The following is a 15,422-nucleotide window of genomic DNA, read 5'->3' as shown; positions in this document are numbered from 1 at the left end:
AAAGCACTCAGTCGGAACGGAGATCAACCCCTCGTTTTGAAAAAGGGCTATACTTTTTAATTTGTCACCTTGATGTCTTTGACATAATAGTATTTCAATAACATGAAAGGATGTGCCAATAGCCACATCCTTTTTATATAAAGGCGTTTACATCAATTTAATGTTTTATCGAAATTGATTGTTATATAATAGAGAATGATTACATGTTTTACCAAGGAAGAGGTGAGTATTTGAATGGCATTATTTGGGCTATTTCAAAAGCCAATTGATGAAGGTGTAAAACAGTGCAATGATTCTGAAATACAATTACTGAAAAAACGAATTTTAGAATTGGAACTTGCACAGGAAAGTATTGATGTGAAAAATGCAATATTAGATTTTGTACTAGCACATATGGAATTAATTAATTTTCAAACGGCTTTAAAGGTGCAGGGAGTGTCAACAAGTGTAGGGGATATTTCAGCAATGAGTGAAGAAATGTCGTCAAACACAGAAGAAATATTAGCGGTAGAACAAAATGTCAATGCAAACATTCAAGAAATCAAACTGCATTCTATCCAATTAGTGAAAGAGATGGAGTCATCAATTACAAAAGGTGAAATCGTTCAGGGGTTATTAATCCAGGGAGCTCATTCAACTGAGCAGCTGAAAGATGAAATGAATAAAATGAATAACATAGGTAAAAGTGTAACAGCGATTGCTGATCAAACACAGCTGCTTGCGTTAAATGCCTCGATTGAAGCTGCACGTGCTGGTGAACATGGAAAGGGTTTTAATATTGTAGCAATGGAGGTAGGGAAGTTAGCCAATAGCTCCAAAGGTTCCTTAAAAGAAATGACAACAATCCGATCAGTTATCGATGAGAAATTACATTATACAATAACCAATATTGAACAGGTTGAACACTATTTCACCGATTTCTTAAGCAATATGAAAGACAATATTTCGAATCTTTCTATTACAAGTAAAAGTATTGAAGAGGTAGCGCATGGAGTTCACCAAATAACAGTTGCATCTGAGGAAAATGTAATTGCGATTGATCGTTTGGCTGTCACAACAACAGAATTATCACATACTAGTGATTTCTCTGAGACGATTCAAAATCAAGTCACTGAAATGCTAAAAGCTATTGTACCAACCATTCGCAAACCTTCAGAGCAAACAATCATTAGTCAGTTAGCAGCAAGATTAATGGATCATGCAAGCTTTTTACGAAATACGATTCAAAAGGCAGGACAAAAAGATATTTTAAAAACACATCATCAATGTGCCTTTGGACAATGGTACTATGGACATTTTGAGCAGTATCATTATTTATCAGAGTATCGTCATATAGAGCAACCGCATGAATTCGTACATACTGCTGCCCAAAAATTAGTCAATGAACTGTCAATTAGTAATTTAGAGGAAATGATTCAACACTCACTTAATATATTGGAAGCCTTTATTGCATTAATAGATATACTGTTAAAAGAAAGACATGCGCAACTATAAAAAGGATTGTCATCCCATAAATAAAGAGAGGGATGCAATCCTTTTTTTACTCTGTAGGTATAGTGTTCATAATTCTTTCTTTAACATCCCACTTCACAGTGAACATAACATGCTCCTGTTTAACTCGTTTTTCGTCGTAGCACTCTGTTAAATAGCCTTTAGCTTGCTGAATTTGCTCAGCTATAAACCCAGCTTCCAGTCTAAAGCAACGATGTCCAACTAATAGCAGCTCTGGGTCATTTGTCAACTGGAATATACGCCCATCTTTTGTTTCCTTGATTAATTCAAGGGTGCCCCAACAGGCATCTGCGAAAAATGCGATGAGTTCTTCTTGACTTTTACAAGGAAACTTCCGAGCAAGCTCTTTACCAGCCCAGTAAAGTACATCTTCTTCATGTTTACCAAGAATAGAAGACAAAATATGATCACGGATAATCTCATAGCCAAATGATGAGATTGTAGGATATGGAGGGTTTAACATTGAAATCCTTCTTTCTTAGAATTTTCTTATAATTTAACGCTGATTAAGTAAAGATAGTTTTTTCGAGAAAAAACGATGCATCATGTACTAGATTAGTTCTTTAATGAGGACTATGAAAAACTCCAAGTTACCTTGACGCTCGTAGCTCTTGAGAGTACAATAAACATGTCATAATATTGTACCATGATGAAATACACAGTCAATGAAGTATCATTTACAAAATAATGACTTCTTTTGTTGTGCTATTTTAAGTACTAAGGGGGGTAACAGTCTTGTCGAAAGATCGAGAGTTTTTATGGCGTCGCTTACATTCTCTACTTGGGATCATTCCAGTAGGTCTGTTCTTAACGATGCACCTGTTCATTAACTTTACAGCAACAGGCGGAGCAGAAAGTTACAACGATGCTACCGCAATAATGGAAAAGATTCCATTCCTTATCCTAGTTGAATGGATTGTCATCTATATTCCATTAATGTTCCACGCATTCTATGGTGTTTACATCGCATTCACTGCTTCACCTAATACAGGACGTTTCAGCACATACCGTAACTGGATGTTCTCATTACAACGTTTTACAGGTGTATTCTTAGTGATTTTTATTGCATGGCATATTTTCCAAACTCGTATTCAAAAAGCGCTTGGTACACACGTTGATTACGACATGATGGCGAATATTGTTGCTAATCCAATCATGCTTGGATTCTACATCGTTGGTATTTTATCAGCAACTTTCCACTTATCAAACGGTCTATGGGCATTCCTAGTAAGCTGGGGTATTGTACAATCTCCTCAGTCTCAAAAGATTGCTACTTATGTAACAAACATTCTTTTCGTAATTCTAAGTGTAGTTGGTGTGGCTGCTATTTTAGCTTTCGTTTAATTTAATAGAAGCTACTATAGAGCACATGCAATCATTGCAATTTTTTAAGAGGAGTGAGAAATAATCATGGCGAAAAGCAAAATAATTGTTGTCGGCGGTGGTCTTGCCGGTCTGATGGCAACGATTAAAGCAGCTGAAGTTGGCACTGAAGTTGATTTATTCTCATTAGTTCCTGTAAAACGCTCACACTCTGTATGTGCGCAAGGCGGAATTAATGGTGCGGTAAACACAAAAGGTGAAGGGGATTCTCCTTGGATTCACTTTGATGATACAGTATATGGTGGGGACTTCTTAGCAAACCAACCACCAGTTAAGGGTATGTGTGATGCGGCTCCTGGAATTATTCACTTAATGGACCGTATGGGTGTTATGTTCAACCGTACACCTGAAGGGCTTCTTGATTTCCGTCGTTTTGGCGGTACTTTAATGCACCGTACAGCATTCTCAGGTGCGACAACTGGTCAACAATTACTATATGCACTAGATGAGCAAGTTCGTTCTCACGAGGTGGCTGGTTTAGTTAATAAGTATGAGCACTGGGAATTCCTTGGTGTAATTATTGACGAAGATGGCGTTTGTCGTGGTATTGTTGCACAAGATATGCGTACTGAAGAAATTAAATCATTCCGTGCAGACGCTGTTATAATGGCGACTGGTGGTCCTGGTATTATCTTCGGTAAAACAACAAACTCTGTCATTAATACAGGTTCTGCTGCTTCTATCGTTTACCAGCAAGGTGCTTCTTATGCGAATGGTGAATTCATCCAAATTCACCCTACAGCGATTCCTGGAGATGACAAAAACCGTTTAATGTCAGAATCGGCTCGTGGTGAAGGTGGACGTATTTGGACTTATAAAGACGGTAAGCCTTGGTACTTCTTAGAAGAAAAATACCCAGCTTATGGTAACTTAGTACCACGTGATATTGCAACACGTGAAATTTTCGATGTTTGTGTAAACCAAAAACTTGGTATCAATGGCGAAAACATGGTATACCTAGATCTTTCTCATAAAGATCCACATGAATTGGACGTTAAACTTGGTGGTATCATCGAGATTTACGAAAAATTCGTAGGTGATGACCCACGTAAATTACCTATGAAAATTTTCCCAGCAGTTCACTACTCAATGGGTGGATTATGGGTTGACTACAACCAAATGACTGAAATACCTGGTCTATTTGCAGCAGGTGAATGTGATTATTCTCAACATGGTGCAAACCGTCTTGGTGCGAACTCATTATTATCTGCTATTTATGGCGGTATGGTTGCAGGACCAAACGCAGTAGACTACGTAAAACATCTTAAAAAGCACGCAGAAGACTTACCACAACAAATTTACGATGCTCGTGTTAAAGAAGAACAAGATAAGTGGGATGCTATCATGAAACTGGATGGCACGGAAAACGCTTACTTGCTTCATAAAGAGCTTGGTGAGATGATGACTGCTACGATGACAGTAGTACGTTATAATGACCAACTTGAAGAGACATTGAAAAAATTAGATGAGCTTACTGAGCGTTGGAATAACATCAACATCAATGATACACAAAAATGGAGCAACCAAGGTGGACACTTTACACGTCAGCTTAAAAATATGTTAATTCTTGCGAAAGTAATGACACAAGGTGCATTATTACGTAATGAATCTCGCGGTGCTCACTATAAACCAGATTTCCCGAACCGTGATGATGAAAACTTCTTAAAAACAACAATCGCGAAGTTTGATTCAACTACTGGTAATCCAATCATCACGTATCAAGAAGTCGACGTTTCTTTAATTCCACCACGTAAACGCGACTACTCTGCGAAAGGAGACTAAAAGTTATGCAAATCGCAGCAAATACTGGAAGAATGGTCAAAGTGGAAATTTTACGTCAAGATACTAAAGGCGGCAATAGCTACTGGCAAAAATTCCAAGTGCCTTACCGTCATGGTATGAACGTAATTTCAATTTTAATGGAAATTCAAAAAAATCCTGTTACTGAAAATGGTGAAAATACTTCACCAATAGCATGGGATATGAACTGTTTAGAAGAAGTTTGTGGTGCATGTTCAATGGTTATTAATGGACGCCCACGTCAATCTTGTTCAACGCTTGTTGATCAATTGACTGAGCCTATTAAACTAGAGCCTATGAAAACATTCCCTGTTATTCGTGACTTACAAGTTGACCGTGAACGTATGTTCAACGCACTGAAAAAAGTTAAAGCATGGGTGCCTATCGATGGTACTTATGATTTAGGTGAAGGTCCACGTATGCCAGAAGGTAAACGTCAATGGGCTTATGAATTATCTAAATGTATGACTTGTGGTGTATGTATGGAAGCTTGTCCAAACGTGTCTGAAAAAGCTTCATTCATCGGACCAGCACCATTATCACAAGTACGTTTATTCAACACTCACCCAACTGGTGCAATGATTAAAGACCAACGTTTAAACGCAATTATGGGTGATGGTGGCCTTGCAAACTGTGGTAACTCTCAAAACTGTGTTGCTGCTTGTCCAAAAGGTATTCCTTTAACAACATCTATTGCATCATTAAACCGTGCAACTACAGTGCAAATGTTCCGTAACTTCTTCGGTTCTGACCACTTCGTTGACTAATTGTACAAGCTTTACTCCCGAGTCCCCTGACACTTTGCGTGCAGGGGGCTTTTTTTATTTTAATTTGTTAGCTAAGGGAATTTGTGAATAAAACAAGCAAATAACTGAAATTTCTATGATAATATAATAATCTCCTTTATAATGAATATATATTCATTTATTGATTCGCTAACTTCTTTAACGGGGGGAGGCTAATAATCTTAGGAGGATGGCTACGATGAAAGCAAATTATATTGATGATTTTCAGGAATGGGCAAAGGATTTTTCATTTTATATCGAGGTACGTGTACGGTTTTCTGAAACAGATATGTATGGTCATATGAATAATACAGTCAGCTTTACATATTTTGAACAAGCACGAATTGATTATTTCCGTCACTTAGGGGTACTAATGCCAGCTGCAATTGATGAGAATATTGAGGGAATTCCAATAGTAGCGGATCTACAATGTGACTATATAAGACAGGTTTTCTTTGATGATGTATTAAAAATTTATACAAAGGTTGCGAAGGTAGGAAATTCATCATTGGATATTCATTATTTAGGGAAAAATCAAAGAGGCGAGGTTTGTTTCACGGGTCGAGGTACAGTTGTGCAAATGGACCCACACACTGGGAAAAGTGTACCTTTGTCTGAAGAAGCAAGGAATCATCTGGCAAGCCTCTCCATATTCTAATATAAATCGTTGTTTTATAAGTAATTTTTTTTTGCGGTGAACAACCTTTATTGTTCATTAAGAGTCGATTCTGATACATTTCATATATTGATGTCAGTAATTTTCAAATTTTTAAGGAAACACATGATATTCATGAAAATAGCCGTCACCGCTCCTCACTCCTTAACATAAGTTACAATACGTGCGGGGGAGGAGGGTGTAACTGAAAATGAATGGCTCTCATCATCGTTCTTTATTAACAAATCGAGAACGTGAAATATTTGCGCTTTTATTAGCTGAAAAAACAACGAGGGATATAGCAGAGCAACTTGGTATTAGTGAAAAAACAGTGCGAAATCACATTTCCAATACAATTCAAAAGCTAGGTGTAACGAATCGATCTCAGGCGTTAATTGAGCTGTTACGCTTAGAAGAATTTAAATTAGACTAATGGACACTTGCTATTTCATGAAAAAAACGACAAAATAGAACTATTCAACGTATTTTTAGGAGTGAAATAGTTATATGTCGGATGAAGTAACAAAACACTCACCTGAAACCGTTGCAACGGTTGAAAAGGAATTACGCTATATAGCGGCCATTGTGAAACAAAAGGGAAGAGAGATTGTTTCGCAATATACGATTACGCCGCCACAATTTGTTGCATTACAGTGGTTAGAAGAACTTGGTGATATGACAATTGGCGACTTGTCAAATCGATTATACTTAGCTTTTAGTACAACAACAGATTTAGTGGACCGAATGGAGAAAAATGAATTAGTGAAACGAGTGCGTGACGAAAATGATCGTCGTGTCGTTGTTGTTCATCTTCTCGAGAAAGGCGAACGGATTATTCAAGAGGTTATTGAAAAAAGACAACAGTATTTGCAGGAAAAACTTGTAGGTTTTAATGAGCAAGAAGTCGCACAATTATCAGGCTATCTACAGAGACTACATGTACACATGAAACAGGATTGAGGCGGAAAGTATGAATGCCCCGATAGGCGTTATTGATTCAGGAGTTGGCGGTTTAACCGTAGCAAAGGAAATTATGAAACGTTTGCCAAATGAAACGATTTACTATATTGGCGATACAGCAAGATGTCCATATGGTCCGAGAAGTCGACAGGAAGTACGGAATTTCACTTGGCAAATGGCAAAAGCACTCGAGAAAATGAATATTAAGATGCTTGTTATTGCTTGTAATACAGCGACTGCAGTAGCACTCGAAAGTTTACAAAGAAATATGCCTTTTCCGGTACTAGGCGTTATTAATGCTGGCGCACGTGCAGCTGTAAAGAAAACGAAGCGACATGAAGTCGTTGTGCTTGCAACAGAAGGAACCATTAAAAGCGGGGCGTATGAAGAAGCCCTACTGTCACTCAATACGTCAACACATATTATTCCACTTGCTTGTCCAACATTTGTACCACTTGTTGAAAGTGGAGAATATAAAGGTGGATTTGCAAATAAGTTAATTGCAGAAGGCTTAAAGCCGTTGAAAAATGAACAATTTGACACGGTCATCTTAGGATGTACGCATTATCCAATATTGCAAAAACAGATTGAAGCTGTTGTCGGAGAAGATGTTTTTGTGCTGTCTTCTGCGGAGGAAACAGCAAAGGATGTTCAAGAAATGCTTGCGTATAACGGCACGTTGACTGATTCAACTATAGTGCCTACTCATAAATTTTACGCCACGGGATCTGTACCAATTTTCCGTTCAATTGCAGAAAATTGGCTTGAACAGGGTACTCTCGATATAAAACGTATTACATTAAAATAAAAATCAGCTTAGCGATGGGCTAGGCTGATTTTTGCCGTTTCTGGCATTGTACATAGGGAACCGTACACTTTTTTGAATGTTTAAAGTATGATAAGATGAGTGCGAAAGTTTTTAGGAGGAACGAAAATGATGACAAGATTTGATGGAAGAAATGCAGATGCACTGCGACCAGTAAAAATAGATAGTGAGTATTTATTACACCCAGAAGGATCAGTTTTAATTCAAGTAGGTAATACGAAAGTAATTTGCACAGCAACAATTGAGGATAAGGTTCCAGGATTTTTACGTGGTCAGGGCAAAGGCTGGATCACGGCAGAATATTCGATGCTACCTCGTGCAACAGCGCAGCGTACACCACGTGAGTCATCTCGAGGTAAAGTAAATGGTCGTACCATGGAAATCCAACGATTAATCGGTCGTGCATTGCGTGCTATAGTTGATTTAGAGGCACTTGGTGAGCGAACAGTGTGGATTGATTGTGATGTTATTCAAGCAGACGGAGGAACACGTACAGCTTCTATTACAGGTGCATTTGTTGCAATGACACAGGCAATCGGTAAATTTGGTGCAGAAAAGCCTTTCGAAAAATTTCCCGTAACTGACTATTTAGCAGCAACTAGTGTTGGAATTGTCGAAGAGCAGGGAGCAATTTTAGACTTAAACTATGTAGAAGATGTTGATGCTGCCGTGGATATGAATATTGTAATGACAGGAGCAGGACAATTTGTTGAGCTTCAAGGAACAGGAGAAGAAGCAACATTTTCTCGTGCGCAGCTAAATGAGCTACTAGCACTAGGTGAAAAGGGTATACAAGAGTTAATTGCACTGCAAAAAGAGACACTTGGTGAACTAGCGGATCAAATAGGAGGACAAAAGAAATGAAGCAAGTAGTAATAGCAACGAAAAATAAAGGAAAAGCAAAGGATTTCGAAGCTTTATTTGGTCCACTTGGCTATGAAGTGGTTACCATGTTTGATGTCGCTCCTGAAATGGAGATAGAAGAAACAGGCACTACATTTGAGCAAAATGCGGTTTTAAAGGCAGAGGCATTAGCAAAAGAGCTTGATACAATCGTTATTGCAGATGATAGCGGCTTAGCTGTCGATGCATTAAATGGAGAGCCAGGCGTTTATTCTGCAAGGTATGCCGGTGACCATGATGATGAAGCGAATATAGTTAAACTGCTAGAAAACTTAAAGAATGTTGAAGATGAAAATCGTACAGCACGCTTCTGTTGCTGTATTGCCATTGCAGGTCCAGATTTTAAAACAACTACAGTTTTTGGTACTTGTGAGGGTGTTATTGCCCATGAAAAACGCGGTACAAATGGCTTTGGATATGACCCAATCTTCTATGTACCAAGCTTAGGTCGTATGATGGCTGAGTTATCACCAGAAGAAAAGGCTGCCATTTCTCACCGTGGAAATGCAATTCGTCAGTTGAAGGAACAATTGTCAAATCTTATAAAATAAGAGGTGATATCCATGCAAATACTAGTGATGAGCGATACTCACGGTGATAGCGACGTGATTGAAAAGGTTCGAGGCTTTTACCCGAACATTGACATCTTGATTCATTGTGGAGATAGTGAGCTTCCTTTTTCCCATCAGGTATTAGATGGCATGAAAAAAGTACGAGGTAATTGTGATATAGATCCTGCCTTTCCAGATGAAATAGTTATTGATTTTGGCGATATAAAAGTCTTTGCTACCCATGGTCATTTATTTAACGTAAAAAGCTCCATTCTATCATTGTCCTACCGAGCGAAAGAAGTGAACGCACGATTAGTTTGTTTCGGTCATTCTCATATGCTAGGGGCCGAGATGATTGATGATATTTTATTTTTAAATCCAGGAAGCTTATTAAAGCCACGTGGACGCCAAGAGAAGAGCTTTGCCGTTGTGGAGATTAATCAGACAGCTTTTAAAGTTGATTTCTTTACGGACGATCACCAGCTTTTAGACTCTTATACATTTATGCGAAATGAATAACAACAGTTGTAGAAATCCGCTTTATTTACATGGGTAAAAGGCGGATTTTTTATTTGCAAGCGGCTTTATTATTTGTAGGGCTTTCTTAGTGGTAAAATTGACTATGAATTAATTTTAATGATTAAGAAAAAATAAATATAAAAGACAACAAAGGAGAGAGCATGGAAAATATATTTGGATGGAATTTTGATAATAGTTATGTCCAACTTGCTAGCATTTATTATACGGAACTAGCACTTAATCCTGTAAGTGCCCCTAAGTTGGTAAAATTAAATGAAGCGGTTGCTACGTCATTAGGTTTAACGATAGAAACCTTATCCAATGAAGAAGCGGTGGCGATTTTTGCTGGAAACAAGGTTCCGACTGGAGGAAATCCCATTGCACAAGCCTATGCTGGTCATCAATTTGGTCATTTCAATATGCTAGGGGATGGTCGAGCACTGTTGCTTGGAGAGCAAATAACCCCGAATAATGAACGTTTTGATGTCGCGCTAAAAGGCTCAGGAAGAACGCCATTTTCTCGTGGTGGGGATGGTAGGGCAGCACTTGGACCAATGCTGCGTGAATATATAATGAGCGAAGCCATGTTTGCACTCGGTATTCCCACTTCACGAAGCTTGGCTGTTGTAACGACAGGTGAAACAATTCTCCGTGAATCCGAGCTTCCAGGTGCTGTTCTAACTCGTATAGCAAGCAGTCATTTGCGTGTAGGTACCTTCCAATTTGCAGCACAGTGGGGAACAGATGAGGAGCTTAAAATGTTGGCAGATTATACATTAGAGCGACATTTTCCAAATGCTAATCAGTCTAATAATCGTTATCTATACCTACTTCAGGAGGTTATCAGGAAGCAGGCCTCCCTTATTGCAAAATGGCAGTTAGTGGGCTTTATTCATGGTGTTATGAACACGGATAACATGACGATTAGTGGTGAAACGATTGATTATGGCCCCTGTGCATTTATGGATACCTATGACCCGGCGACAGTGTTCAGCTCCATCGATCGACAAGGTCGTTACGCATATGGCAACCAGCCCAATATAGGTGGCTGGAATTTAACTCGCTTGGCTGAAACATTATTACCATTAATTCATGAAAATCAGGAAGAGGCAATAACCCTAGCTCAAGAAATATTGCAAAAGTATCCGCAATTGTATCATGATAACTGGCTAGCAGGTATGCGAGCAAAGCTTGGAATTTTTAATGAAGAAGAGCAGGATGTGCTTCTTATTGAAGAACTGTTAAAGCTGATGCAGCAATATCAAGCAGACTATACAAATACATTTATTGCATTAACCTTTGAAAGATGGGATGAATCCCAGCTATTTAGCTCATCGGCATTTAAAGAATGGCATTGTAAATGGCTTGAGCGATTAACTAGGCAATCGCAAACAAAGGAAATGTCTCAGCAATTAATGCGTAATCATAATCCAGCGATCATTCCACGAAATCATCGAGTGGAAGAAGCATTAGAGGCTGCAGTCGAGAATGGGGACTACACTGTCATGGACAAATTATTAAAGGCCCTTGCGAAGCCGTTTGAGCATTCTAATGAGCAATTACAATATGCAGCATTACCAGCACCATCTACACAGCCATATCGTACTTTTTGTGGCACATAAGAGGAAAGCGAGGGGAGCTCCCTTCGTTTTTTTATTTTGTCAAAAGGTCACTTCATAGAATCCAAGCGCATACCCTATATATGAATAAATGCTAAAGGAGACTATATTAGATGCATAAATATTCAAAGGGTTGGTTTGTTAAAGAGTTGCGTACACATGGAATTCTAGTACATCCACAATTAAAAAATCATCTAGGGCTTTTTAAGGAGTCTGAGCTTCGCAATTTATATTATCGATTTGTTGTAAATGAAACGCTAGAAACGGATCAAAAATAAAATGTTTGAACTACCCTTTTGTAGGAGAGAATTGATTCTACAGAAGGGAGTGATTTGATGTTGAGCAAACCATGGATTTTAACGCAAACATGGCAGGATGTATTATTTTTGCATTGGCCTGTCCCTCCTCATATACTAGAGCAACATATCCCTATAGATTTAAAATTAGATCTCTTTGAACAGAACGCTTGGTTAAGTATAGTGCTTTTTAAAGTAAATGGACAGCGACTACGATTGCTACCTCCATTTCCTGGAACTGATTCCTATGTACAGCTTAATATACGTACCTATGTGACGTATAAGGAGAAGAAAGGAATTTATTTTTTTACCTTAGATGTTTCAAATCACTTTGTTGCACAATTAGCTTCAATGGGCGGTTTAAAACATCGTTATGCAAAAATGGCACTACAGCAAAAGGATAATAGTTATTCATTTACAGGGCATAGTAATAAATTTAAGGAAAGAGCAAGAATTTCCTATAAACCATTACCTAGTGAAATTACTAGCAGCAATTTTGATAAATGGTTAGTAGAACGCTATTGCTCATGGACAAAATCGAATAATTTATTATTACGTATCGATATACATCATCTGCCTTGGCAGCTGCAAAAAGCACAGATCAATATTGAGTGCAATACGCTAGCTCCTTTTATAAATGAAATGCTCCAAAGAACTCAACCAATAGTCCATTATGCAAAGTGCAAGAAGGCAAAAATTTTTCCTCCTGTAATTGAGCAGAAAAACCAGATTTATTAACAAAAATCATTGTCAATAGATCTGGTTTTTGTTCCTAAAAGAGATAACAAAACTGTAGGACAATTGCTTGGGCAATCATATCTGACATAGCAAGTGCTTCAGCCTCGATTTCATCAAAAATATTTACATCTGTTTGATAATCTTTTTGTATCATGGTTATGGCTTCATTTTTCGTTAACGCTAAATGTGTATAGAACATTTTTTGCACACCTTCTATACTTAGGTAAGGATTAATGCTGTGTAAAAATATAGCAATTTCATCTGCATTCCGATACCATTCTTTTTCTTTAGCGTCTGCTGTTTTAGCATCTCCCTTAGCAGCGGCAGTTACTAATTCTGCTGCTATAATAAGATGCTCTTTAATTAATGCAGCATAACGATCGGCAATGGTATCACCATAGAATGGACGTAGACAATTTCCTAAGTCGGTCGCATTACGTAACAATCGTTGTTGCACAAAGGGAAGGTCAGGCAGATTAAAAACAATGCTGATAATTGTCATCCTCGTCCAATTAACGTGCTCCATCCAGAGAAGTCGATTCATTGCCATAAAATCAGATTCAGTTTTACTTATACAGCGCCGACAATCATTTGACGGTTTTAAAAAATGGCGAATGGGTGCCGTATAATGAGTGTATGGAGCGGGATACAGCATACTAAGAGTAAACCCTTGTGAATAAGGATACAATCATTCACTCCTTTTTATTTTTTCTACTACTGTAGAATACTCTTTAAAAGTTCTGAGTATGAAAGAAGGCAAATTCGATTATTCTTCATACATCATTTTCTTTGTCATACCCCCATCGACAGTAAGATTGATGCCTGTTACAAAATTATTTGCAGGGTTTGTTAAATAGAGACAGGCTTGAGCAATATCTTCAGGAACACCTACACGTCCAGATAAATGCTGCGCATGATCCACATGACGAAGCTGCTGATAATCACCGGTTTCAATCCATCCTGGTGAAATACAATTAACGGTAATATGATCTGGACCTAATGACCGTGCTAAAGCATGCGTTAACGCGACAATTCCACCCTTTGTTGCCGCATAAGCCTCTGTTTCAGGCTCAGACATTTCAGCACGAGTAGAGGCCAGAGAAACAATCGCACCACCGTGCTCATGAGACCTCATCACTTTCGCAGCCTCTCTTGCACAGAAAAAGGCACTCGTTAAATTAGTTTGTATCATATCATTCCATTCCTTAAATGTTACGTCAAATGGAGATTTATGTTGAAACTTACCCGCATTATTTATTAAAATATGAATAGTACCAAAATAATCAGAGGTTCTTTGCATTAACTGAATAATATCTTGTTCCTTTGTTACATCGGTGTGAATAAAAAGCGCAGAATACCCTTGCTCTAGCAAATCGCTCTCTACTTGCTGACCTAACTCTCTGTTCACATCAGCAATGACAACATGAGCACCCTGTCTCGCATACGCAAGCACAATGCCTTTACCAATGCCTTGTGCACCACCCGTGACAATAACTACTGATTCTTTAAACATAATCATACCTCCCGTTTTTGCTACTCATCATTTTAGCAAAAAATTGGTCATAACTAGAAAAAAGAACAGACAAAGATAGTATAATGTCACTATTGAATTCATATAATAAACTTTATGAGGCAAACCTTGCCTTCAAAGTAAAATTAATGTTGACATTTCCCTCTAAAGTACATATAATAAATATTGTCCTTCATATTGCAATATATAGAAACGACATCATGTCTCAGTAGCTCAGCTGGATAGAGCAACGGCCTTCTAAGCCGTCGGTCGGGGGTTCGAATCCCTCCTGGGACGTCCAATACAAATTAAAGGTTGATTTTTACCGAAATGAAAAGCGCTTGAAACCTTATGAATACTGGGTTTTGAGCGTTTTTGTTTTTGTAGATATTTTGAAAATCGAATAGAATACCATATTAGTTTTAAATTAGGTAAACAAAATGTAAACATGGTGAACAAAGAAAATTAAGATGAATAAACGTAAGCCCGAAATACAAAAATAAGCGCACTTTCTCGGTACGCATGACGAATGGCCAGCTATCTGAGTTTTTTTCAGATAGCTGGCTATTTTGAACATGTGGCTTGGATATTTTTCGACCAAGGCATGTAATCTTGTAAGATCTCTGGCTGTTGTTGAATCGGTAAATTTGGTAGCTCCGTTAATAGCTTTACAAGGTACTGATAGAAATCAATGCCGTTTGTTTTGGCTGTTTCAGCTAAACTTAAACAGATCGTATTCACTTTAGCACCGGCTTCACTAACAGAAAAAAGCCAGTTCTTGCGACCAATTACATTTGGGCGAATCGCATTTTCAGCTGGATTATTATCTATCTCAATTCGACCATCGAACAGAAAAGCTTTTAATCGATGTACACGATTTAATGTGTATTCGGCAGCTTTAGCTAAGGCATTTTTTCCGAAGAAAGGTGATTCATCCACCCATTTTATTCCTGGACGAAGAATCGAGGAATTACACGCCTATTTCAATACACAATCCACTCTGTGCGCTAAAGCCTGTCGCGATTGTCATGGATTTGGCAAAGGCATATCATACGTTTGCGAAAAAGATGTATCCTGCAGCGATTCGTATTGCGGATCGTTATCATGTCAATATCGTTACATAACTGAAGCGCTTCAAGCCGTACGAAAATCCGTTCAAAAGCAGCTAGCACCGTATGCTAAAAAGGACCTTAAGCAACACTTCCGAATTCTTGGTAAACGACGTGATCAATTGAAGAATGATGAAAAAAATAGCCTACACCGACTGCTTCAATACGCTGAAATCCTCCATCAAGTCTACAGTTGGAAAGAAGCCTTTATCGAATGGTACGACTGTAGCTCCACGTATGAACTGGCGAAAAAAGG

19 protein-coding genes, 1 tRNA gene and 1 pseudogene are annotated in these 15,422 nt (G+C 38.2%); 17 read left to right on the top strand and 4 right to left on the bottom strand.

What is annotated here, in order from left to right:
* Positions 1 to 234 precede the first annotated feature (234 nt).
* Positions 235 to 1,494 carry a methyl-accepting chemotaxis protein gene (locus AC3WOM_RS25180; RefSeq protein WP_492448827.1) on the top strand — a complete coding sequence of 420 codons (1,260 nt, stop codon included), beginning with the start codon at positions 235 to 237 and terminating at the stop codon, positions 1,492 to 1,494.
* 46 nt (positions 1,495 to 1,540) lie between these two features.
* Here the strand turns inward: AC3WOM_RS25180 and AC3WOM_RS25175 are convergent, their stop codons facing one another.
* On the bottom strand, positions 1,541 to 1,975 hold the full coding sequence (locus AC3WOM_RS25175; RefSeq protein WP_427547795.1) for a YslB family protein: 435 nt from the start codon (positions 1,973 to 1,975) through the stop codon (positions 1,541 to 1,543).
* Positions 1,976 to 2,247: 272 nt separating this feature from the next.
* On the opposite strand from AC3WOM_RS25175, the gene AC3WOM_RS25170 reads away from it, so the two are divergent.
* The 13 genes from AC3WOM_RS25170 to AC3WOM_RS25110 all read left to right on the top strand — a co-directional run bounded on the left by AC3WOM_RS25170 (position 2,248) and on the right by AC3WOM_RS25110 (position 12,547).
* Positions 2,248 to 2,856, top strand: a complete 609-nt coding sequence (locus tag AC3WOM_RS25170; protein ID WP_427547793.1) for a succinate dehydrogenase cytochrome b558 subunit — start codon at positions 2,248 to 2,250, stop codon at positions 2,854 to 2,856.
* Positions 2,857 to 2,922: 66 nt separating this feature from the next.
* Positions 2,923 to 4,677 (top strand): succinate dehydrogenase flavoprotein subunit, encoded by a 1,755-nt coding sequence (gene sdhA / locus AC3WOM_RS25165; RefSeq protein ID WP_427547791.1) that lies wholly within the window; start codon positions 2,923 to 2,925, stop codon positions 4,675 to 4,677.
* A gap of 5 nt (positions 4,678 to 4,682) precedes the next feature.
* A complete protein-coding gene (sdhB, locus tag AC3WOM_RS25160) occupies positions 4,683 to 5,462 on the top strand; it encodes a succinate dehydrogenase iron-sulfur subunit (protein ID WP_492448826.1) in 780 nt (259 codons plus the stop codon).
* A 217-nt stretch (positions 5,463 to 5,679) separates the two neighbouring features.
* Complete coding sequence (locus AC3WOM_RS25155; RefSeq protein WP_492448825.1) at positions 5,680 to 6,138, top strand: acyl-CoA thioesterase; 459 nt, start codon at positions 5,680 to 5,682, stop codon at positions 6,136 to 6,138.
* A gap of 208 nt (positions 6,139 to 6,346) precedes the next feature.
* On the top strand, positions 6,347 to 6,568 hold the full coding sequence (locus AC3WOM_RS25150; protein ID WP_004226437.1) for a helix-turn-helix domain-containing protein: 222 nt from the start codon (positions 6,347 to 6,349) through the stop codon (positions 6,566 to 6,568).
* Between the two features lie 74 nt (positions 6,569 to 6,642).
* Positions 6,643 to 7,095 carry a MarR family winged helix-turn-helix transcriptional regulator gene (locus tag AC3WOM_RS25145; protein ID WP_492448824.1) on the top strand — a complete coding sequence of 151 codons (453 nt, stop codon included), beginning with the start codon at positions 6,643 to 6,645 and terminating at the stop codon, positions 7,093 to 7,095.
* 10 nt (positions 7,096 to 7,105) lie between these two features.
* Positions 7,106 to 7,903, top strand: a complete 798-nt coding sequence (gene racE, locus AC3WOM_RS25140) for a glutamate racemase (RefSeq protein ID WP_427547789.1) — start codon at positions 7,106 to 7,108, stop codon at positions 7,901 to 7,903.
* Between the two features lie 129 nt (positions 7,904 to 8,032).
* Positions 8,033 to 8,785 (top strand): ribonuclease PH, encoded by a 753-nt coding sequence (gene rph, locus AC3WOM_RS25135; RefSeq protein WP_492448829.1) that lies wholly within the window; start codon positions 8,033 to 8,035, stop codon positions 8,783 to 8,785.
* The gene (locus AC3WOM_RS25130) at positions 8,782 to 9,375 is read left to right on the top strand and encodes an XTP/dITP diphosphatase (RefSeq protein ID WP_492448823.1); all 594 of its coding nucleotides are present in this window, start codon (positions 8,782 to 8,784) and stop codon (positions 9,373 to 9,375) included. Before rph ends, AC3WOM_RS25130 begins: the two co-directional genes overlap by 4 nt.
* 12 nt (positions 9,376 to 9,387) lie before the next feature.
* Positions 9,388 to 9,894, top strand: coding sequence for a metallophosphoesterase (locus AC3WOM_RS25125; RefSeq protein WP_492448822.1), 507 nt, complete (start codon positions 9,388 to 9,390; stop codon positions 9,892 to 9,894).
* Between the two features lie 161 nt (positions 9,895 to 10,055).
* Positions 10,056 to 11,516, top strand: a complete 1,461-nt coding sequence (locus AC3WOM_RS25120; protein WP_492448821.1) for a protein adenylyltransferase SelO — start codon at positions 10,056 to 10,058, stop codon at positions 11,514 to 11,516.
* Positions 11,517 to 11,626: 110 nt separating this feature from the next.
* Complete coding sequence (locus AC3WOM_RS25115; RefSeq protein ID WP_427547782.1) at positions 11,627 to 11,791, top strand: DUF2639 domain-containing protein; 165 nt, start codon at positions 11,627 to 11,629, stop codon at positions 11,789 to 11,791.
* A gap of 57 nt (positions 11,792 to 11,848) precedes the next feature.
* Positions 11,849 to 12,547, top strand: coding sequence for a YqjF family protein (locus AC3WOM_RS25110; RefSeq protein ID WP_492448820.1), 699 nt, complete (start codon positions 11,849 to 11,851; stop codon positions 12,545 to 12,547).
* A 34-nt stretch (positions 12,548 to 12,581) separates the two neighbouring features.
* Here the strand turns inward: AC3WOM_RS25110 and AC3WOM_RS25105 are convergent, their stop codons facing one another.
* Both AC3WOM_RS25105 and AC3WOM_RS25100 read right to left on the bottom strand, forming a co-directional pair.
* Positions 12,582 to 13,202 carry a hypothetical protein gene (locus AC3WOM_RS25105; protein ID WP_427547814.1) on the bottom strand — a complete coding sequence of 207 codons (621 nt, stop codon included), beginning with the start codon at positions 13,200 to 13,202 and terminating at the stop codon, positions 12,582 to 12,584.
* A 111-nt stretch (positions 13,203 to 13,313) separates the two neighbouring features.
* Complete coding sequence (locus AC3WOM_RS25100) at positions 13,314 to 14,060, bottom strand: SDR family NAD(P)-dependent oxidoreductase (RefSeq protein ID WP_492448819.1); 747 nt, start codon at positions 14,058 to 14,060, stop codon at positions 13,314 to 13,316.
* Positions 14,061 to 14,280: 220 nt separating this feature from the next.
* Between AC3WOM_RS25100 and AC3WOM_RS25095 the strand changes: the two genes are divergently transcribed.
* Positions 14,281 to 14,354, top strand: a tRNA-Arg gene (locus tag AC3WOM_RS25095).
* A 267-nt stretch (positions 14,355 to 14,621) separates the two neighbouring features.
* Here the strand turns inward: AC3WOM_RS25095 and AC3WOM_RS25090 are convergent.
* Positions 14,622 to 15,002, bottom strand: a pseudogene (locus tag AC3WOM_RS25090) (IS66 family transposase); the annotation flags it as partial.
* Between the two features lie 83 nt (positions 15,003 to 15,085).
* On the opposite strand from AC3WOM_RS25090, the gene AC3WOM_RS25085 reads away from it, so the two are divergent.
* Both AC3WOM_RS25085 and AC3WOM_RS25080 read left to right on the top strand, forming a co-directional pair.
* Positions 15,086 to 15,181 (top strand): transposase, encoded by a 96-nt coding sequence (locus AC3WOM_RS25085; RefSeq protein ID WP_492448818.1) that lies wholly within the window; start codon positions 15,086 to 15,088, stop codon positions 15,179 to 15,181.
* Positions 15,178 to 15,422, top strand: a 245-nt coding sequence (locus AC3WOM_RS25080; RefSeq protein WP_492448828.1) for a transposase, incomplete at its 3' end; no start/stop codon positions are given. The genes AC3WOM_RS25085 and AC3WOM_RS25080, both read left to right, overlap by 4 nt.

This window comes from Lysinibacillus sp. FW301-JW8 (assembly GCF_058788755.1).
Note: the sequence above shows the minus strand (reverse complement) of the source record. Positions and strands in the feature narration are given on the sequence as shown.